This window comes from Rhizobium leguminosarum bv. viciae USDA 2370, from assembly GCF_002008365.1.
GTDB lineage: Bacteria > Pseudomonadota > Alphaproteobacteria > Rhizobiales > Rhizobiaceae > Rhizobium > Rhizobium leguminosarum.
Map to the genome: position 1 here is coordinate 749,150 of NZ_MRDL01000036.1, position 17,415 is coordinate 766,564.

22 protein-coding genes and 1 pseudogene are annotated in these 17,415 nt (G+C 61.6%); 14 read left to right on the top strand and 9 right to left on the bottom strand.

All coding sequences use genetic code 11. The features are described 5' to 3' along the window. The first annotated feature begins 84 nt into the window (after positions 1 to 84). Together BS629_RS18530 and BS629_RS18535 are read left to right on the top strand one after the other, a co-directional pair. Positions 85 to 381: a hypothetical protein gene (locus BS629_RS18530; protein WP_018242750.1), complete on the top strand. Its 297-nt coding sequence runs from the start codon at positions 85 to 87 to the stop codon at positions 379 to 381. 176 nt (positions 382 to 557) lie between these two features. Further along, positions 558 to 860 (top strand): hypothetical protein, encoded by a 303-nt coding sequence (locus BS629_RS18535; RefSeq protein WP_018242749.1) that lies wholly within the window; start codon positions 558 to 560, stop codon positions 858 to 860. 238 nt (positions 861 to 1,098) lie between these two features. Here the strand turns inward: BS629_RS18535 and BS629_RS18540 are convergent, their stop codons facing one another. Then, complete coding sequence (locus BS629_RS18540; RefSeq protein ID WP_018242748.1) at positions 1,099 to 1,407, bottom strand: hypothetical protein; 309 nt, start codon at positions 1,405 to 1,407, stop codon at positions 1,099 to 1,101. Between the two features lie 335 nt (positions 1,408 to 1,742). Between BS629_RS18540 and BS629_RS18545 the strand changes: the two genes are divergently transcribed. Beyond that, positions 1,743 to 2,558, top strand: a complete 816-nt coding sequence (locus BS629_RS18545) for a chromate resistance protein ChrB domain-containing protein (protein WP_018242747.1) — start codon at positions 1,743 to 1,745, stop codon at positions 2,556 to 2,558. 1 nt (position 2,559) lies between these two features. Further along, complete coding sequence (chrA, locus tag BS629_RS18550) at positions 2,560 to 3,981, top strand: chromate efflux transporter (protein WP_018242746.1); 1,422 nt, start codon at positions 2,560 to 2,562, stop codon at positions 3,979 to 3,981. Here the strand turns inward: chrA and BS629_RS18555 are convergent. Further along, complete coding sequence (locus BS629_RS18555) at positions 3,978 to 5,309, bottom strand: hemolysin family protein (RefSeq protein WP_018242745.1); 1,332 nt, start codon at positions 5,307 to 5,309, stop codon at positions 3,978 to 3,980. The genes chrA and BS629_RS18555 overlap by 4 nt on opposite strands. 222 nt (positions 5,310 to 5,531) lie before the next feature. Next, the gene (locus BS629_RS18560; RefSeq protein ID WP_026188460.1) at positions 5,532 to 5,915 is read right to left on the bottom strand and encodes a VOC family protein; all 384 of its coding nucleotides are present in this window, start codon (positions 5,913 to 5,915) and stop codon (positions 5,532 to 5,534) included. A gap of 438 nt (positions 5,916 to 6,353) precedes the next feature. Between BS629_RS18560 and BS629_RS18565 the strand changes: the two genes are divergently transcribed. Then, on the top strand, positions 6,354 to 6,665 hold the full coding sequence (locus BS629_RS18565; protein ID WP_003560769.1) for an RcnB family protein: 312 nt from the start codon (positions 6,354 to 6,356) through the stop codon (positions 6,663 to 6,665). A gap of 151 nt (positions 6,666 to 6,816) precedes the next feature. Here the strand turns inward: BS629_RS18565 and BS629_RS18570 are convergent, their stop codons facing one another. From BS629_RS18570 to BS629_RS18580, 3 genes are all read right to left on the bottom strand, one after another. Then, positions 6,817 to 6,996 (bottom strand): hypothetical protein, encoded by a 180-nt coding sequence (locus BS629_RS18570; RefSeq protein ID WP_018242743.1) that lies wholly within the window; start codon positions 6,994 to 6,996, stop codon positions 6,817 to 6,819. After that, entirely contained in the window at positions 6,993 to 8,198 is a 1,206-nt protein-coding gene (gene zigA / locus BS629_RS18575; RefSeq protein WP_018242742.1) for a zinc metallochaperone GTPase ZigA, read from the bottom strand. The genes BS629_RS18570 and zigA overlap by 4 nt, the downstream gene beginning before the upstream one ends. Before the next feature lie 139 nt (positions 8,199 to 8,337). Then, positions 8,338 to 9,330, bottom strand: a complete 993-nt coding sequence (locus BS629_RS18580) for a zinc ABC transporter substrate-binding protein (RefSeq protein WP_018517472.1) — start codon at positions 9,328 to 9,330, stop codon at positions 8,338 to 8,340. Positions 9,331 to 9,432: 102 nt separating this feature from the next. Here BS629_RS18580 and BS629_RS18585 point away from each other — a divergent pair, with 102 nt between their 5' ends. The 5 genes and pseudogenes from BS629_RS18585 to BS629_RS18605 all read left to right on the top strand — a co-directional run bounded on the left by BS629_RS18585 (position 9,433) and on the right by BS629_RS18605 (position 12,410). Then, the gene (locus BS629_RS18585) at positions 9,433 to 10,344 is read left to right on the top strand and encodes an ATP-binding cassette domain-containing protein (RefSeq protein ID WP_018242740.1); all 912 of its coding nucleotides are present in this window, start codon (positions 9,433 to 9,435) and stop codon (positions 10,342 to 10,344) included. Further along, on the top strand, positions 10,337 to 11,152 hold the full coding sequence (znuB, locus tag BS629_RS18590; RefSeq protein ID WP_018242739.1) for a zinc ABC transporter permease subunit ZnuB: 816 nt from the start codon (positions 10,337 to 10,339) through the stop codon (positions 11,150 to 11,152). The genes BS629_RS18585 and znuB overlap by 8 nt, the downstream gene beginning before the upstream one ends. After that, the gene (locus tag BS629_RS18595; protein ID WP_018242738.1) at positions 11,149 to 11,547 is read left to right on the top strand and encodes a Fur family transcriptional regulator; all 399 of its coding nucleotides are present in this window, start codon (positions 11,149 to 11,151) and stop codon (positions 11,545 to 11,547) included. Before znuB ends, BS629_RS18595 begins: the two co-directional genes overlap by 4 nt. 201 nt (positions 11,548 to 11,748) lie before the next feature. Further along, positions 11,749 to 11,922, top strand: a pseudogene (locus BS629_RS18600) (transglutaminase-like cysteine peptidase); the annotation flags it as partial. A gap of 89 nt (positions 11,923 to 12,011) precedes the next feature. Next, positions 12,012 to 12,410, top strand: a complete 399-nt coding sequence (locus tag BS629_RS18605; protein WP_018242737.1) for an ester cyclase — start codon at positions 12,012 to 12,014, stop codon at positions 12,408 to 12,410. Between the two features lie 31 nt (positions 12,411 to 12,441). Here the strand turns inward: BS629_RS18605 and BS629_RS18610 are convergent, their stop codons facing one another. Beyond that, entirely contained in the window at positions 12,442 to 12,813 is a 372-nt protein-coding gene (locus BS629_RS18610) for a hypothetical protein (RefSeq protein ID WP_026188459.1), read from the bottom strand. 331 nt (positions 12,814 to 13,144) lie between these two features. Here BS629_RS18610 and BS629_RS18615 point away from each other — a divergent pair, with 331 nt between their 5' ends. Both BS629_RS18615 and BS629_RS18620 read left to right on the top strand, forming a co-directional pair. Continuing rightward, entirely contained in the window at positions 13,145 to 13,546 is a 402-nt protein-coding gene (locus tag BS629_RS18615; RefSeq protein WP_032980478.1) for a hypothetical protein, read from the top strand. Positions 13,547 to 13,771: 225 nt separating this feature from the next. After that, positions 13,772 to 14,482 (top strand): methyltransferase family protein, encoded by a 711-nt coding sequence (locus BS629_RS18620; RefSeq protein ID WP_026188458.1) that lies wholly within the window; start codon positions 13,772 to 13,774, stop codon positions 14,480 to 14,482. A gap of 51 nt (positions 14,483 to 14,533) precedes the next feature. Here the strand turns inward: BS629_RS18620 and BS629_RS18625 are convergent, their stop codons facing one another. Beyond that, the gene (locus tag BS629_RS18625) at positions 14,534 to 15,064 is read right to left on the bottom strand and encodes a gamma carbonic anhydrase family protein (protein ID WP_018242733.1); all 531 of its coding nucleotides are present in this window, start codon (positions 15,062 to 15,064) and stop codon (positions 14,534 to 14,536) included. A gap of 10 nt (positions 15,065 to 15,074) precedes the next feature. Continuing rightward, positions 15,075 to 15,770, bottom strand: a complete 696-nt coding sequence (locus BS629_RS18630; protein WP_077988337.1) for a fumarylacetoacetate hydrolase family protein — start codon at positions 15,768 to 15,770, stop codon at positions 15,075 to 15,077. A gap of 283 nt (positions 15,771 to 16,053) precedes the next feature. Between BS629_RS18630 and BS629_RS18635 the strand changes: the two genes are divergently transcribed. Together BS629_RS18635 and BS629_RS18640 are read left to right on the top strand one after the other, a co-directional pair. Further along, positions 16,054 to 16,806 carry a nucleotidyltransferase domain-containing protein gene (locus BS629_RS18635; protein ID WP_026188457.1) on the top strand — a complete coding sequence of 251 codons (753 nt, stop codon included), beginning with the start codon at positions 16,054 to 16,056 and terminating at the stop codon, positions 16,804 to 16,806. A gap of 44 nt (positions 16,807 to 16,850) precedes the next feature. Next, complete coding sequence (locus BS629_RS18640; protein ID WP_018242730.1) at positions 16,851 to 17,390, top strand: GNAT family N-acetyltransferase; 540 nt, start codon at positions 16,851 to 16,853, stop codon at positions 17,388 to 17,390. The last annotated feature ends 25 nt before the right edge of the window (positions 17,391 to 17,415 follow it).

Here is a 17,415-nt window from a genome sequence, read left to right on the forward strand (position 1 = left end):
CAAGCGGCATTGTTCGCGTTATCCGCAGGACTGGCCGCGTCGATCCGCGCGCCCTATCTCCCTCTCGCGTATCAGGAGGGGTCCATGAGAAGCGTTGTTTTTGCCGTCGCATTGTCTCTGCCGTTGCCTGCCTTTGCCGCAGGCGCAATGGAGGTCAAAGCGGGCGATCATAGCTGCGGCGAGCTCGCGCAGATCATTCGTCAGAATAAAAAGGTCTTTGTCCGCGTCGGCTTCGGCGGTCGCAGCTTCCGCTATCCGCCGGCCCAATGCAGCATGGGCGAAAAACGCACCACGACCAGTTTTCGCGATGCCGAGGGAAAGCAGTGCATTCTCGATTATGCCTGCGTTTTTGATCCTGCGTCGCCTTATAATTTTCCCTAGCGCATCGTCCTTTGTGCGTCCGAAAGGACGCACGGCGTTCTCGGCGCTTCCGGTTGAGACAGGGAGCGAGCGGGAAGTGCATGCGGCTGTGCTCAGGCGTACAGTTCGGAGGGTTTCTGGACTGGCGGCATGGGGTGCGATGCCCTAACTTCGCTCTCTCACATTCAGGAGTTTCCATGAAAAGCGTTGTTCTGGCCGTCGCACTGTTGTTTCCGTCCGCGGCTCTTGCCGTCGAGGCGGTGGAGGTCAATGCCAGGGATCACAGTTGCGAAGAGCTTGCGCAGATCATCCGCAAGGACAAGGCAGTTTTTGTGCGGATGGGCTTTGGCGGCCGCAGCTTCCGTTATCCGCCGGCTAGGTGCAATCTCGGCGACAAGTACGACACCGCACGCGTGAGGGACGCCAATGGCAAGCTTTGCGTACTCGACTACGAGTGCGTGTACGATCCGCAGTCCTTCTATAACAGGATTCCCAAATAACATCCCGATCCAGGCGTTGCCAACGCGCTGTTCGGCATGGATGACGGGTCAAGAAAAAAGGCCGGGCGAAACTCGCACCGACCTTCCTCGACCGGTCTCGATAACGACTGCCAGTACCTCCGTGGTCAGCCGTCAGAGACAGATTCAATATCCCTTAAATAGGGTTTGCTTAAACATCTTCAAGCTCGCAGCAGAAAGGAAGCCGGCATCTGGCCGGCTTCTTTCGGCCGAGCAGGCGTTACTGCTGGGCAGGGGCAGCCGGCGGAGTGGCCGGTGCTGGTGCCGGTGCGGGCGTTGCACTGTTGTCGGTCGGAGCGATCGGCTTGGCCGGTGCCGGCTCGGATTGGGTCGTGGAGGCTGTCGTATCCGGCGATGTGCCGGGGGTGCTCCACTGCGAATAGGCGAATGCAGCGACAGCGATCACGGCCAATGCAGCGACCCAGACAACCCACGTATTAGTGCTGCGCGCGCCCGGCGTGGTGCGCAGATCGAGATTTGGGTTCAGCGGGCGGTTGGGGTCGTTGGCATTATTGGGGTCGTACGTCATGGTACTTTCTCCTCTTTCGGTGAAACAATAATGGCGGAGCGGGCTTTTTGTTCCATATGGGTGCAGGGAAGCGGTTGTTATCAGGGATTTCCGGGCTGCAGCCGGCCAGAATCGGTAGCCAATGCGGCTCGGCTTCCCGAGGCGAAGGGCTGTGTTCGCCCACGGAAGTTCATTCCGTCTCGACATCAACATTGTGCGTGCCGGTTAGATGCAAGCGCGCGCTTGACACGACGGGGTCTGTTTGCGCATGGTTTCTGCATGGGGTCGCGATCACCCCACGAGGCGTCATGCTGAAGAATCGCGTCCAGTAAAACCGATCAACGGAGGGACGCGTCATGCCGTCATTTCTCGAAATTTCTCCCGACAAGCTGAGCCGCCTCATCGGAACCCCCGGTGCGCCTTGCATTATCGACGTTCGCACTGAGGAGGACTTCGCGCTCGATCCGCGCTTGGTGCCGGGCTCGATCCGGCGCGCTCATGCCGACGTCGCGTCTTGGTGTGGCGGCGTCGATGCCGAAGCCGTCGTCGTGGTGTGCCAGAGAGGCGGCAAGCTCAGTCATGGTGTTGCCGCCTATCTCCGGCATGCCGGGATTGTCGCGGAAAGCCTCGAAGGTGGCTTCGAGGCGTGGATCGCAGGCGGACCGGCCGTGCCCGATGCAAAGCTGCCGCAACGCGACGCTGGAGAGCGCACCGTCTGGGTGACGCGGGCGCGGCCGAAGATCGATCGCATCGCCTGTCCCTGGCTGATCCGGCGCTTCGTCGATCCGAACGCCGTGTTCCTGTTTGTGCCTGCGCCCGAGGTTTTGGCCGTCGGCGAGCGCTTCGGGGCGACGCCCTTCGATATCGAAGACGTGTTCTGGAGTCATCGCGGCGAATTCTGCACTTTCGACGTCATGATCGAAGAGTTCGGACTGGCGTCGGAACCGCTTCTGCGCCTGGCGCGGATCGTCAGGGCGGCAGATACAGCAAGGCTCGACCTCGCGCCTGAGGCGGCGGGCCTGCTTGCGGCATCGCTCGGCCTCTCCAGGATGTATTCCGACGATCTGGAGCAACTCGAGGCTGGGATGCTTCTCTACGACGCTTTTTTCCGCTGGTGCCGCGATGCGACCGAGGAAACCCACAATTGGCCCGCGCCAAAGAAGAGGGTGTGAGATGGTCGAGATGACGGATAGTGCTCCCGGCGGCAAAATGGCGGAGGAAGACGCGGGAGAGGGGCATCATCACGGCGTTTCGTTTGGCGAGGCCTTCAGGGTCTGGCTGCGCGTCGCCGCCCTGAGTTTTGGCGGCCCCGCCGGCCAGATCGCCGTAATGCACCGGATCATCGTCGATGAGAAGCGATGGATCGGTGAGCACCGTTTTCTGCATGCGCTGAACTATTGCATGCTGCTTCCCGGACCGGAGGCGCAGCAGCTCGCCATCTATATTGGTTGGCTGATGCATCGGACAGTGGGCGGTCTCGTCGCCGGCCTGCTGTTCGTGTTGCCGGGCTTCCTGTCGATCCTCTGTCTCAGCTATATCTACGCGGCCTACGGCAACGTCGGCATCGTCGCCGGCCTCTTCTTCGGGCTGAAGGCGGCAGTGCTTGCTGTCGTCGCGCAGGCCGTCATCCGCATCGGCGGCCGTGCGCTCAAGAATCGCGTCATGGTCGGAATCGCGGCCGCGGCCTTCATCGCCATCTTCTTTCTCCATGTCCCGTTCCCGCTGATCGTGCTCGCGGCCGGCATTGCGGGCTTCCTCGGCGGCAGGTTCGGGCTTGCCGCCTTCCAGACGGGCGGCGGCCACAAGGCCGGGAGCGGCCCGGTGCTGTCGGATGCCGAGTCGGCGCTCGGCGAAGGCATACCGGCGCATGCGCGCCCGAATCTCGCCTGGTCGCTGCGTATGTCGGCCGTGCTGATCGCCCTTTGGCTCGCTCCACCTGCAGCGCTCTACGTAACCTTCGGTGCTGACAATGTCTTTACCGAGATCGGCCTGTTCTTCAGCAAGATGGCGGTCGTCACCTTCGGCGGGGCCTATGCCGTACTTGCCTATGTCGCGCAGGAGGCTGTGCAGCATTTCGGCTGGCTGAAACCCGGCGAGATGCTGGATGGTCTCGGCATGGCCGAGACGACGCCGGGGCCGCTGATCATGGTCGTCCAGTTCGTCGGCTTCATGGGCGCCTACCGGGATCCGGGAGCGCTGAACCCGATGCTTGCGGCAACCCTTGCGGCGATACTGACGAGCTGGGTCACCTTCGTGCCCTGTTTCCTCTGGATCTTCCTCGGCGCGCCGTTCATCGAAAAACTGCGCGGCAACATTGCGCTCGCCGGCGCGATGTCGGCCATAACCGCGGCGGTAGTCGGGGTCATCCTCAACCTCGCTATCTGGTTTGCCCTGCACACGCTGTTTGCCGAGGTTGCGACCGTCCGCCTTGGCGGCTTGCGGCTCGATATTCCCGTGCTGCAATCGGCCGTGCCGGCGGCAATGGCGCTGTCTGCCGCCGCCGCCGTCGCGATCTTCCGCTTCAAGGCTTCCGTGATCGCGACGCTCCTAGCCTGCGCAGCCGCAGGGATGATCTGGACGCTGGCAGTCGGCTAGGCCTCTGTCCCATCCGCGGGAATGCGCGTCGCGAGCATCTTGTCGATGCGCATGCCGTCCATGTCGAGCACCTCGAAGCGCCAATTGTCGAAGACGAAGGTTTCGCCGGCTTCGGGGATGTGCTGGAGCTGATGCAGCGCGAAGCCCGCCAGCGTATGGAAATCGGCATCCGGACGATCGCGCAGGCCCAGCCGTTCGAAGGCGTCGAAGGCCGGCATCATCGCATCGATCAGGAGCGACCCGTCTTCCCTGACGACGATATCGGGCTCTTCATTGGATCCCGGCAGATCGCCGGCGATGGCTTCGAGCAGGTCGGTCTGGGTGACGATGCCTTCGAGGCTGCCATATTCGTCGATGACGATGGCGAGGCGAACGGGTGAGGCCTTGAAACTATCGAGCACGCGGACGACCGAGGTGCCCTCATGCAGCACCAGCGGCTGCTTGATCACCTCCATCGGCCGGACCTTGCCGCCGTCGAGAACCTGGTCGAGAAGGTCCTTCTTCAACACCATGCCGATCGGCTCGTCGATCGAGCCGCGGGCGACCAGCAATTGCTCGTGGCTGCATTCGCGGATGGTCTTCAGGATTTCGGCCTCGCTGTCGTCGGCGTCGAACCATTCGATGTCGAGACGCGGAGTCATGATATCGGAGATCGGCCTGTCGCCGATGTTGAACACCCGCTCGACGAGCTGCTGCTGCACCTGGTTGAGAAGGCCGGCCTCCTGGCTCTCGGCGACCAGCAGCTTGAGCTCCTGCGGCGAATGGAACGACGATTCGCCGGTTCCGGCGCGAAGACCCACACCCCGCAGCACGAGGTTGCCCATGCCGTTCAGGGCAAAGATCGCCGGCTTGAACAGCACCAGGAAGAACCCGAGCGGACGCACCACGGCAAGCGAGGTGGCTTCGCTGCGCTGAAGCGCCAGGCTTTTCGGCGCGAGCTCGCCGAGCACGATGTGCAGCGCCGTGATGATGACGAAGGCAATGACGATGGCGACGGTATGCGCGCCTGTTGTCGCCCATTGCCCCGGCAGCCAGGACAGCAGAGGCTCGATAAGGTGGGCAAGCGCCGGTTCGCCGACCCAGCCGAGGGCGAGCGACGAGATGGTTATGCCGAGCTGGGTGGCTGCAAGGTTGGCGTCGAGATTGTCGACGGCGCGCTGAAGTGCGGAGGCATTCATCCGGCCTGCCGCGGCAAGTTCGGTAACACGGCTGCGTCTCACAGATACCAGCGCGAATTCGGCGGCGACGAAGAAGCCATTGGCGGCCACGAGAAGTAACACGGCTAGTATCCCGACATAGTCGAAGAGCCCGCCCGCGGATTCGGACATATTTCCCTACCTCTGAATTGATGCGAGTCCGACCCTACACGCTCGCACACCGGTGGCAAGGCGCAGCTGGTATTCTCGCGGCGGAGCCCGCCGTGATCGAGATCAAGGCACCGGTCTGCGGATGCGGAACGCAGTTGTGTCGCGCACCGCATGATCGGGCTTATGCGCGTTGATGTGGAGCGCAAAAATGTGTGGCAAACGACGTGACCGGCGTCGCGCCATTCATCGCTTGGGCGCCTCGAAGAGCTCGATCGGGTTTCCGGCCGGATCGTCGAGCAGGATTTGCTTGCCGCCTATGCCCTGCACGATCTCGTTGCGGAAACGCGCGCCGGCCTGACGCAGCGCGACGACGTCTGCTTCCAAATCCTTGACCTCGATCTGGATGCGATTCCAACCGCCGGGCTCCGGCTTTCTCCCATCTGGCATTGCTTGAGATGCTCCGCCGGGTCCCGTCATGCCGCTGACGAACAGACGAAAACCGTCCCTGGTCAGGATGGCGAAACTCGGCGCGGGACGAAGTGCGACGGAGAAGCCGAGATGTCTCGTGTAGAATTCCACTGCGGCGTCGACGTCGTCGACGATGTAGCGCATGCTGATACCGGGCATGTTTTCCTCCATTGTGGTCTTCGTTGTCTTGATCTGATCGTCCCTTCGTGGGGGGCGCATCCAGAACTCTCCTGTTCCTAGGATGTGTCGCTTCGAAACTCGATTATGCGCCCGTTTCAAGTTTTTTAGGTATCTCGTTATGCCAAATCGCTGAGCACCTTTGGGCGAGACTAGATCGAATGGAGAGCATGCCGCCTGCCGCAGGGCAACCCTCCACGACCGCGCCTTCTAGGCAATGAGCACAGAGGCCGAAGGGCTTCAGAGGAACGAAGCCAGCCGGCCGCGCTAAAACCCCGATCACCGTGTATAAGTTTAACCTAAAACATAAGCTTCGACCCGTAGCTATTGGATTCCATTACAAAAGTTTAATATTTATTTCAGTTTCAGTTCATCTTTTCGGCCCTAGTTTGGTCACGTGCCCAACACGAGGAACCCCACATGAAAAAGATTTTTGCAGCTCTTCTTTCCGCCTCCTTCCTTCTTTCCCCGATGGTTGTTTCCCAGGCCAGCGCCGACGATCATCGCCGTCCCCACGTCGTGGTGCAGAAGAAGGTGGTCGTCCGGTCGCATTGGAAGAAGGGATACCGCGTCAATGCCAGCGAACGTCGCCGGTTCTCCGATGTCAACGACTACCGCCGCTACCGGCTGGCGCCTCCGCCCCGCGGTTATCGCTGGGTGCGGGCCGATAATGACTACCTGCTGATCGGCGTCACCAGCGGCATCATCTCCAGCATTATTGCCGGCCGCTGATCGGTCGACAAATGACGAAAGGGCGGCTTCGGCCGCCTTTTTGACTCAGGGAGGCGCGCGTAGCCGTTTCGCTCCCTTCCTCCTCCTTCATTCCTGTGACGAGATAGGAATGAAGGGGAGGAGGAAGGGCCGGCGGCGGTTATGACCTGCTTTAGGGTTGCCTGCGTGAAGGCATGACCCGTTCAGCAATGATGCCGAGGAAACCTCTTGGTCTTCCGACTTCAGCGTCGGTGTCCTGCCGGTGCGTCAGCGGATGAAGCCCTTCGATCGGCGGTAGCGGCTCGCATTCGGTGCAGACGCAGAGATAGCGTTTGATTGCCTTCGCCTTCATGCCGCCTGCCGGTTCCAGCTGGCGAAAGGATCGGGCAGGTCGCGCCAGCGCTCGGGCGCGAAGGCATCTGTCCTGATAAGACAGGCGTCGAGTTGCTTCCTGATCCAGGTTTCGTCCATCGGATCGGCGCCGATAAAGACGATTTCCTGGCGGCGGTCGCCCCAGACGGGGTCGAGATAGGGGCCGATGGCGCGCATGAAGGCCGGTTCCTCAGGCCATTGTTCGCGCGGCACTGCCGCCCACCAGAGGCCCATCTTGCCGGTGCGCACGATCGCGCCCGCCTGGCTGATCTCGCCGACATGGTGCGGGCGCGTCGCCAGCCAGAAGAAGCCCTTGGCGCGCACGACGCCCGGCCATACGCTATCGAGGAAGGCCTGCAGCTTTGCCGGATGGAAGGGCCGCTTCTCGCGATAGACGAAGGAGCGAATGCCATATTCCTCGGTCTCCGGCACGTGATCGCGGAAACCGTGCAGTTCCTTGTACCAGAGCGGATGGGTCTCGGCCTTGTCGATATCGAAGCGGCCAGTGCCGAGCACGTCTTTCAAGGCGACCTTGCCGAAATCCACCTCGATCAGCCGTGCATCCGGGTTGAGGCCGGTGACGATCTTGCGCGCGGCGTCGCGCTCCTCCTTGGCTGCCGTGCCGATCTTGTTCAGCACCACGACATCGGCGAATTCGATCTGCTCGACCAGCAGGTCGACGATGGTTCTGTTGTCGCCATCGCCTGCCGTTTCACCGCGGTCGGCGAGGAAATCGGCCGAGGCATAATCGGCAAGCAGATTGGCGGCGTCGACGACGGTCACCATGGTGTCGAGCCTTGCGACGTCAGAAAGGCTTTGGCCATTCTCGTCGCGAAATTCGAAGGTGGTGGCGACGGGCAGGGGCTCGGCGATACCGGTCGATTCGATCAAGAGGTAATCGAAGCGGTCCTGATCGGCGAGGTGGCGCACCTCCTTCAGCAGGTCGTCGCGCAGCGTGCAGCAGATGCAGCCATTGGTCATCTCGATGAGCTGCTCCTCGGTGCGGGAGAGATTGGCGCCGCCGTCGCGTACCAGGGCGGCATCGATATTCACCTCGCTCATGTCGTTGACGATGACCGCGACGCGTAAGCCTTCGCGATTGGTCAATACATGGTTGAGCAGCGTCGTCTTGCCGGCGCCGAGGAAGCCTGAAAGCACCGTGACAGGAAGTCTGTTGTCCATGGGAACCTCATAAGATCATAGTTAATGTTATATCATTACATCTGACGCGCCAAAAAAAGGCGGAACGGGGTTGTCCGCCTTTTTCCGGTCTCTCCTGAGCGTCGCGTGTCCGGCAGGACGCGCGGAGCGCGCATGAGAGTCATGTGCTGGAGAGGCAGTCCTTCATGCTGTCGGCGATGCCGCGCATGAGGGTGAAGTAAAGATCGGGGCCGGCCTTCAGTGTTGCCGCTTCGGGATCGAGCACGCCTGACTTGGCGCGCGTGCCTTCGATGACCACATTGACGAGGCGCGGCTCGAACTGCGGCTCGGCAAAGACGCAGGTGGCGCCGAGTTCACCGACCTTGTGGCGGATTTCCGAAACACGCTCGGCACCGGGAATGGTTTCGGGGCTGACGGTGATCGAGCCGGCGACGCGGATGCCATACCGGTGCTCGAAATACTGGTAGGCGTCATGGAAGACGATGAAGGGCTTGCCCTTGACGGGAGCGACGATACCCTTGATCTCGGCATCGAGCGCATCCAGCCTGTCGTTTAGCGCTTTGGCGTTGCCTTGATAGGTCAGTGCATTGGCGGGATCGGCGGCAACCAGTGTCGTGGTGATCATCGCCGCCATTGCCTTTGCATTCATCGGGTCGAGCCAGAGATGTGTGTCGAAGGCGTCGTGGTCGTGGTCAGCCTCGGCGTGATCGTGTTCGTGCTCCGGGGCGTCATCATGCGGCTCGAAGGCGCCGCCTTCGCGGAAGGGCAGCTTGACGAGGCCGGGGGCATTGTCGAGTTCGGCGATGCTGGCATCCCGACCCAGCGCCTGCAGCGGCTTTTCGAGAAAGGCCTCGAGGCCGGGACCGACCCAGAAAATCACCCTGGCATCCTGCAGGGCGCGGGCGTTGGACGGCTTGAGATTGTAGGTATGCGGGGAAGCGGCGCCATCGACGATCAGCTTCGGTTCGCCGACACCCTGCATGATCGCCGAAACCAGCGAATGGATCGGTTTGATCGAGGTGACGACGACAGGCGCATCGGCTGCGCGCATAGTGCTGCCGAAGAGCAGGACGGGGATCGCCAGGGCCGGGATTGCGAGGGTGGGCATTCTGAGGGCCAAAATTTTAAGGGCAGGCCCCAAGGCGCGTTTCATCAACATGCTCCGCTTGAATTGCAATTGTTATGTTATTACATCAATTGCGTTATGCAATAACGTGTGCAATAGCAGGACGCAACAGCACTTTCGGAAAATTTGATGCTCTCTCCCGCAAAGACCGCCGCTGGTATCAGGGCCGAACCGCTGGTTTCGCTTGAAAATGTCGGCATCCTGCGCAATGGCCGGTGGCTGGTGCGCGGCGTCGATTTTTCCGTCTCGCGGGGCGAAATCGTCACGCTTATCGGGCCGAATGGCTCGGGCAAGTCGACCAGTGCCAAGGCGGCGATCGGCGTGTTGAAGGCGGATGAGGGCAGGGTGGAGCGCAAGGCCGGCCTCAAGGTCGGCTATGTCCCGCAGAAGCTGTCGATCGACTGGACGCTGCCGCTTTCGGTGCGCCGGCTGATGACGCTGACAGGACCGCTGCCGGAGCGCGACATGCTCTCTGCGCTCGAATCCGCCGGCATCGCCCATATGCTCGATGCCGAGGTCCAGCACCTCTCCGGCGGGGAGTTCCAGCGGGCGCTGATGGCCCGGGCGATTGCCCGCAAGCCCGATCTGCTGGTGCTCGACGAGCCAGTGCAGGGGGTCGACTTTTCCGGCGAGATCGCGCTCTACGACCTCATCAAATCGATCCGCAATGCGACTGGCTGCGGCATCCTGCTGATCTCGCACGATCTCCACGTCGTCATGGCCGAGACCGACACGGTCATCTGCCTCAACGGCCATGTCTGCTGCCGCGGCACGCCCGAAGCCGTCAGCCGCAGCCCGGAATATGTGCAGCTGTTCGGCAGCCGGGCGGCGCAAACACTTGCCGTCTATAGCCATCACCACGATCATACGCACCTGCCGGACGGCCGCGTGCAACATGCCGACGGCACGGTGACCGATCATTGCCATCCCGATGATGGCCATCACGCGCACGGGCATGGGCATGAGGGTCATGAACATGGTCACGATCATACCGACCATGCCCATCCGCACGCGCATGCAGCGGGAGAGCGCCATGCTTGATGATTTCTTCGTGCGTGCCATCCTTGCCGGCGTCGGCCTGGCGCTGACGACGGGGCCGCTCGGCTGCTTCGTCATCTGGCGGCGCATGGCCTATTTCGGCGATACGATCGCCCATTCGGCGCTGCTCGGCGTCGCACTGTCGCTGCTCTTCGAACTCAATCTGACACTGGCTGTCTTTGCCGTCGCCGCCCTCGTGTCGGTGCTGCTGCTCTTCCTGCAGAAGCGCCAGGCGCTGTCGGCCGATGCTCTGCTCGGCATCCTCTCGCATGCCACGCTGGCGATCGGCCTCGTCATGGTCGCCTTCATGAGCTGGGTGCGGATCGATCTCATCGCCTTCCTGTTCGGCGATATTCTTGCTGTTTCCACGACCGACATTGCGCTGATCTGGGGAGGCGGGCTCTTCGTGCTCGTGGCAATGGTCTGGCTCTGGCGGCCACTCTTGGCTGCGACCGTCAATGCCGAGCTCGCCGAGGCCGAGGGGCTGAAGCCAGAGCGGGCGCGGCTGTTCTTCATGCTGCTGATGGCCGTCGTCATCGCCATTGCCATGAAGATCGTCGGGATCATGCTGATCACCTCGCTGCTGATCATTCCGGCGGCTGCGGCCCGGCGCTTCTCGCCGACGCCGGAGATCATGGCGGTGCTCGCTTCGCTGATCGGGGCGGTCGCCGTCGTCGGCGGGCTGTTCGGCTCGCTTACCTACGACACGCCCTCGGGGCCCTCGATCGTGGTCGCGGCGCTGATCCTCTTCATGCTCAGCCTGCTTCCCGTCAGGCGCCACCGCGCGGTCACGCAAGGACAAGGCTCATGACGACACCGCAATTGACCAAGAACCAGTCGCTGGTCTTCGACGTGCTCGAAAAGGCCGAAGGGCCGCTCAGCGCCTACACCATCCTCGACAAGCTGCGCGACCACGGTTTTCGCGCGCCCCTGCAGGTCTACCGTGCACTGGAGAAGCTGCTTGAATACGGCGTCGTGCACCGGCTCGAAAGCATCAACTCCTTCGTCGCCTGCGCCCATCCGGGCGACGACTGCCACAGCCACGGCATCGTCGCCTTCGCCATCTGCGAAAGCTGCGGCCAGGTGACGGAGTTCCACGACCATGAGGTCGACCACAGGTTGATGAGCTGGGTGCGCGGGCAGAAGTTCAAGCCCGAGAAAACGACGATCGAGATCCGCGGTCTATGTGAGGCTTGCGCGGCGTGATCGGTTCAGGTCCCGCAACTATCCGCCCCCGTCCTTCGAGGCTTCAGCTTTCGGCTTCCGTACCTCAGGATGAGGGCTAATCGGTGAGCCGTGCGGTTGGCAGGTTGATCGGGTCCCCGTCACGGTGACGTGCGGCAGGATGGCGGCGCAACAGCTGAATGATCAGGCAGGAACAGCGCTTCTTCAAAAGGTCAATCGTGCCATGTCGTTCTGATTGCCCGGACGGACGGCGGCGATTATGTGCTCGACAATCTGACCAGTGCCGTGAGGCTCTGGCGCACGACGGGCTATACGTTTCTGGCCACTCAGGATTTCCAATCGCGAACGGGCTGGCGCGTGACGCTTGCTGGTCCCCGCGCAGGTGAGTTCTCTTGAACTGAAAGTCTCAAGGCGGTGCGCTCGCCGCTGGCAAGTGCAGATCCTGGCGCTATCTTTGCCGCAGAGCGCAAGCCAGGGACGATCGGGTGACGAAAACCGAACTCGCGGAGATATACCGCGGCTACATCGCCTGCCTGAACAGTCAGGACTGGACCAATCTCGGGCAGTTCGTCGGCGACGATGCGGTTCATAATGGCCGGCGGCTCGGGCTGTCGGGTTACGTCGCTATGCTCGAGCGAGACTTCGATGAGATTCCCGATCTTTATTTCAAGGTGCTGATGCTCCTTGGCGATCCGCCATACATAGCCTGCCGGCTCGGCTTCGATTGCAGGCCGAAGGCAAAATTCCTCGGCCTCGATGTGAACGGCAGGCGCGTTGCCTTCAGCGAGAACGTCATCTACGAATTTCGTGACGGCAAGATCGTCGAGGTCTGGTCGGTCATCGACAAGGCGGCGATCGAGTCCCAGCTCGCGGGCTCGAATTGATCGCGCGGACGATTTCCGGTCTGCGTTTTGATCAGATGATGGCGACGCGTTCACCGAAGGGCGTGTCGTCGTCGAAATTGCGAGTGCCGATCCGGTCGCTTTCGCCTGACAAGACCGGCTCTTCCGCCTGTTCGCCAGCCTCTTCCCCTTCTTCCAATGCCGCATGCCCGTGCCGCTTTTGCGGATGCGCCTCGTTTTCGACGATCAGATCCGTGTGCGGGATGAGATCGCTTGCGGCTTCCTTCTCCACGGCCCTCTTCGCTGCCAGTTGATCGGCGGTGATCTGCGACTGGCGGGCGGCGACCCAGGCATTGTCGGGTTCGGAGCCGATCGAGGTGCTGGTGCCGACCTTGGTGGGTTCGGACGGGGCGGTGGCGGAGATGGGGTTGATCGCGTCGACCATGAAACTCTCCTGCGGTGACCAACTGGCGAAACAGCCGGCTGTTTCGTGGGATGAAAAACGGCGCGGTCTTGGGACCAATCAGGGAGACATATCGAGCCCGCGCCGAAAAACACAAGGGGACATTGACGTGACTGCCACCTCGGACAATGACGAAATCGGTAGCAGGTCGCGGGAAATTCGACGAAGAATTGTGTGCACAAGGGGATGCTCGGCGCGTGGTTAATGTAAGAATCGGAAACACTTTGTGACTAAGTGTCTCCAAAAGCAGCGTTTTTTGACTTGCTGCGCGCGAAAACATGACGGATATTGTTTAAACGTTGAGGAAGCCGTCATGATTAGAATGATTGAAAACCCTGCCGAACTGGCTGGCGAGGATATCACCGGCAAATATATTCTCCGGAGGCTGAACTATCATTGGTTCGCTTACGGCAAGGCGGCTATCGTGACCGCCTGCAAGGGAACGATCCTGCAGCTCGAGCGGGAAGAGACGGTCTATTCCGAGCGTTGGGGCCGCCGCGCCTACACGGGCACCGGCAAGCGTTATCCCGGCGGCATCTGTCCCATTTCGGCGGTCGCCTGCGTTTGCGATACGCCCGACGACGTCAATGCCGTTATTCAACTGGATGTCGAAGCGCAGGACGAATTTTATCAGCTGATCGCCAAGGCCGAAGCCAGAGTTCAGGCTCTTGCCTCTTCATCACGAAACAGCCAGTTTCTGGAAGCTGCCGAGTAGGCGGCTCTTTACCGAATCCGCCCTGAGCCGTTATTGCGGCAACGGCAGAATTTCTCCAACATCTCGAATCCTGGATGCAAAGGCGTCGCTGCGATCAAGGCAGCTTTCGTTGCTACGCTGCCATTAGGGAGCGTTCCGTCTCCTCAATCCGGTGCGGTAGTGTTAGACTCGGGCGGCAGCCGTTGGGATGCAAACAGCTCGTTCCCGGTTGAACGGAGAGCGGTCATGACAGAGCAAGACACTCGGCCCAATCACTCGTTCGCAGCGACGGCGCCATCGCTCGGCTCGCTCGCCATCACCATTGCCGTGATGTTTGCCGCGCTATTCTGGCCGGCCGGTACGCTCGACTGGCCGCGTGGCTGGATCTTTCTGGGCCTCTTCCTTGCACTGACATGTGTCGCGATCGTCTGGATCTGGCGGACAAATCCGGAGCTGTTTGCGGCGCGCAGCCGATATCAGAAAGGCACCAGGCCCTGGGACGCGGTGGTGGCGACGCTGACAATCATTCTCTTTGCCGCCATTCTTCCGGTCGGCGCGTTCGACGATGGGCGTTTCCATTGGGCGCCGCAGCCCGGTTGGATCGTCCTCATCGGCTATCTCCTGATGACATCAGGTTATCTCGGCCTAACCTGGGCGCAATCCGTCAACCGGCATTTCGAGCCGACGGTGCGCATCCAGACCGACCGCAACCACAAGGTAATCGACACCGGACCCTACGCCGCCATCCGCCATCCCGGATACGCAACCGCTATCGTGCTCAGCATCGGCATGGCACTGTCGCTTGGATCGCTCTACGCGCTGATCCCCGCCGGCCTGCTCGTTATCGTCCTCTTCGGCCGTACGCTCGGCGAGGAAGCCGAACTGCGCAAGGGCCTCGAAGGCTATGCGGACTATATGGCGCGTGTGCGTTGGCGCTGGATTCCGGGCGTGTGGTGAACGCCTTGGCGGGCGCAAAGGGCGCCTGACCACCAGCCTCGCGTTATCCTATCAACCGATCTGCCTGAGATCGCGCGCGAAGCGTTGCCAGTTTGCGACGTAGTTTTTTGCCGAGCGGCGGATGGCTTCGATTGCCGCCTCGTCGAGCACGCGCACCGCGCGGGCAGGTGTTCCGACGATCAGGGAATTGTCGGGGAATTCCTTGCCTTCGGTCACCAGCGCATTGGCGCCGACAAGGCAGTTGTTGCCGATCTTCGCACCGTTCAGGATGGTCGCACCCATGCCGATCAGCGTGTTGTCGCCGATGGTGCAGCCGTGGAGGATGGCGTGATGGCCGATGGTGCAGTCTTTGCCTATCGTCAACGGGAAGCCCATGTCGGTATGGGCCATCACGCCTTCCTGGATGTTGGTGCCTTCGCCGACGGTAATCGGCTCGTTGTCACCGCGCAGCACGGCGCCGAACCAGATACCGACATTCTCGCCGAGCTCGATCTGGCCGATGATATTGGCGTCCGGTGCGATCCAATAGAGGCCGGCGGCGGGCAGTTTCGGCGTCGATCCGCCAAGTGCGTAGACGGGCATCGCTTTCTCCTCAGACGACCTCGACCGATAGGGTGGCGACGCCGTCGATGCCGCAGTTGATGCGATCGCCCCTGGCCACCGCGCCGACGCCGGCGGGCGTGCCGGTCATGATGATATCGCCTGGTGCGAGGGTGAAGAGCTTCGACAGTTCTGCGATGATCTCCGGCACCTTCCAGATCATCTGGTTGAGATCGCCGTCCTGCACGCGCTTGCCGTTCTGTTCCAGCCAGATCTTGCCTTCAGCGGGGTGGCCGAGGCGGCTTGCCGGAATGATCGACGAGACGGGGGCGGAATGTTCGAAGGCCTTGCCGACTTCCCAGGGACGGCCGAGCTTCTTTGCCTCGCCCTGTAGGTCGCGGCGGGTGAAATCGATGCCGACGGCATAGCCGTAGATGCAGTCGAGCGCGTCGGCGGCCTCGATGTTCGCGCCACCCGATTTCAGCGCCAGCACGCACTCGACCTCGTAATGCACGTCGTTCGACAGCGGCGGATAGGGAAAGGCCTTGCCCGCCGGCAGCAGGTTGTCGGCATTCTTCTGGAAGAAGAAGGGCGGCTCGCGGCTGGGATCATGGCCCATCTCGAGCGCATGGTCGGCATAGTTACGCCCAACGCAATAGACGCGGCGCACCGGAAAACGCTCGGCGCTGCCCTCGACCGGCAGCAGCACCGGTTGCGGAAGCGGGATAACGGTGATGGGATCGGACATTGGCGGGTTCTTCCTGTTTACGAGTCTGCGCCATCTTAGACGGAAAACATCGCGCCGGGAAAGCCGTCCTTGGCGTCCGGCTTCGGTGCATTGACGCTCTCACGGTGGCGGGTTAACCTTAGCCATGAGCAGGATTTTTGCAATTTCGACGACGTCTACGACCACCGCGCCGCGGTGGGTGGTAGACGCGTGAACTGAATTCCGTTCATCGCTGCTAAGACCAACCCGCCGGAGACGAGCGGGTTTTTTGTTCCCGCCCGTGTCCGCATTCGAGGACGAGATCGTGGACGATATCCAGAAGCATATTCTTGCGGAGCGGGCGCTGGCCGCTGCCCGCAACTGTGTCGCCAGCCGCTTTGCCGGGGCTGCTTTCACTTATGTAGCCGGCTCCCTCATGCGCGGCGAAGGGACCGCCTTTTCGGATATCGATCTGGTCGTCGTGTTCCCGTCTCTCGAAAGAGCCTGGCGGGAATCGTTCACTGAGGACGCTTTCCCGGTCGAGGCCTTCGTCCATGATCCGCAGACGCTGGCGCATTATCTCCATCAGGATGCCGACAGCGGCTATCCGATCATGGCCAACATGGTCGCGACGGGCTGTATAATGGGATCGGATATCGACAGCGCGCGCGTCATCCAGGCAAAGGCGGCAAGGATGCTTGCGGCGGGGCCGAAACCTCTTGCCGGGGTAGATTACGACTTGCTGCGCTATCAGGTCACCGATCTGGCCGACGACCTGCGCGGAACGCGCCCGCCCGAAGAGATCGCCGCCATCGCCGCGCTGCTCTATCAGAAGCTCGCCGACCTGATCCTCCTCGGGCGTGGCGCGTGGGCTGGCCGGGGAAAGTGGGCGCCGCGTCTGATGAGAGAGCTCGACGCGCAATTGGCGGCCGAATTCGACATGGCATTCGGGCTGGCGGCAGCGGGTGACGGCGCTCGATTCCTGGCTTTGGCCGACCGAGAGCTTGCCGTGCATGGTGGCCGCTATTTCGAGGGATTCAGGCAGAACGCGCCGCTGGAAGCGCGCCGCCTGGAATAGTTTGGTATCGGTCACATTGCCGCGTTTTGAAAATTGGATGGAAGATGCTTGAGTATGAATTCAAGGGTGCCTTGCCGTCGGCGGTAAGGCGTACCGCCAGATTGCGTCTCAGAATTCCCGTGGAAGGGGATATCGATTTCCTGACCCGACTTTTTTCGCAGCCGGAATTGGTCGCGCACCGACCGGTACCACGGCCGGACTCGCGCGAGGAAAGTGCAGCGCGGCTTGCGCGCGACATCGGGCATTGGAAAGATCACGGGTTTGGGCGCTGGGCCGTCGAGGCGAACGGTGCGCTGATCGGTTTCGGCGGCGTAACCCTTTCCAAGGAATTCGACGGCCTCAATCTTTCCTATCATCTGCAACCCGAAAGCTGGGGGCAGGGATATGCCACGGAATTGGTCAGGGAAGCCCTGGTGTTTGCCTTTGATGATCTGCATGGGGAGCGGGTGATCGGATTGGTTCGTACCGCCAATGCCGCTTCAAGACGTATTCTTGAGAAGTGTGGCTTCAACTTCGAGCGGGAGGTGATGCTGCATGGCGCGCCAACCAACATGTACGCCTTTGGCAAAACGAGCGGCTTATGAACGAACATCCGTGCGCAATTATCAG

What these genes read in the sequence shown, in the direction of transcription:
- BS629_RS18610 (WP_026188459.1), bottom strand. Translation starts at nt 12,813, where the DNA reads ATGGTCGACGCGATCAACCCCATCTCCGCCACCGCCCCGTCCGAACCC.
- BS629_RS18530 (WP_018242750.1), top strand. Translation starts at nt 85, where the DNA reads ATGAGAAGCGTTGTTTTTGCCGTCGCATTGTCTCTGCCGTTGCCTGCC.
- BS629_RS18620 (WP_026188458.1), top strand. Translation starts at nt 13,772, where the DNA reads ATGACAGAGCAAGACACTCGGCCCAATCACTCGTTCGCAGCGACGGCG.
- BS629_RS18585 (WP_018242740.1), top strand. Translation starts at nt 9,433, where the DNA reads ATGCTCTCTCCCGCAAAGACCGCCGCTGGTATCAGGGCCGAACCGCTG.
- BS629_RS18565 (WP_003560769.1), top strand. Translation starts at nt 6,354, where the DNA reads ATGAAAAAGATTTTTGCAGCTCTTCTTTCCGCCTCCTTCCTTCTTTCC.
- zigA (WP_018242742.1), bottom strand. Translation starts at nt 8,198, where the DNA reads ATGGACAACAGACTTCCTGTCACGGTGCTTTCAGGCTTCCTCGGCGCC.
- BS629_RS18535 (WP_018242749.1), top strand. Translation starts at nt 558, where the DNA reads ATGAAAAGCGTTGTTCTGGCCGTCGCACTGTTGTTTCCGTCCGCGGCT.
- BS629_RS18540 (WP_018242748.1), bottom strand. Translation starts at nt 1,407, where the DNA reads ATGACGTACGACCCCAATAATGCCAACGACCCCAACCGCCCGCTGAAC.
- BS629_RS18615 (WP_032980478.1), top strand. Translation starts at nt 13,145, where the DNA reads ATGATTAGAATGATTGAAAACCCTGCCGAACTGGCTGGCGAGGATATC.
- BS629_RS18580 (WP_018517472.1), bottom strand. Translation starts at nt 9,330, where the DNA reads ATGAAACGCGCCTTGGGGCCTGCCCTTAAAATTTTGGCCCTCAGAATG.
- BS629_RS18560 (WP_026188460.1), bottom strand. Translation starts at nt 5,915, where the DNA reads ATGCCCGGTATCAGCATGCGCTACATCGTCGACGACGTCGACGCCGCA.
- chrA (WP_018242746.1), top strand. Translation starts at nt 2,560, where the DNA reads ATGGTCGAGATGACGGATAGTGCTCCCGGCGGCAAAATGGCGGAGGAA.
- BS629_RS18625 (WP_018242733.1), bottom strand. Translation starts at nt 15,064, where the DNA reads ATGCCCGTCTACGCACTTGGCGGATCGACGCCGAAACTGCCCGCCGCC.
- BS629_RS18595 (WP_018242738.1), top strand. Translation starts at nt 11,149, where the DNA reads ATGACGACACCGCAATTGACCAAGAACCAGTCGCTGGTCTTCGACGTG.
- znuB (WP_018242739.1), top strand. Translation starts at nt 10,337, where the DNA reads ATGCTTGATGATTTCTTCGTGCGTGCCATCCTTGCCGGCGTCGGCCTG.
- BS629_RS18555 (WP_018242745.1), bottom strand. Translation starts at nt 5,309, where the DNA reads ATGTCCGAATCCGCGGGCGGGCTCTTCGACTATGTCGGGATACTAGCC.
- BS629_RS18570 (WP_018242743.1), bottom strand. Translation starts at nt 6,996, where the DNA reads ATGAAGGCGAAGGCAATCAAACGCTATCTCTGCGTCTGCACCGAATGC.
- BS629_RS18630 (WP_077988337.1), bottom strand. Translation starts at nt 15,770, where the DNA reads ATGTCCGATCCCATCACCGTTATCCCGCTTCCGCAACCGGTGCTGCTG.
- BS629_RS18640 (WP_018242730.1), top strand. Translation starts at nt 16,851, where the DNA reads ATGCTTGAGTATGAATTCAAGGGTGCCTTGCCGTCGGCGGTAAGGCGT.
- BS629_RS18545 (WP_018242747.1), top strand. Translation starts at nt 1,743, where the DNA reads ATGCCGTCATTTCTCGAAATTTCTCCCGACAAGCTGAGCCGCCTCATC.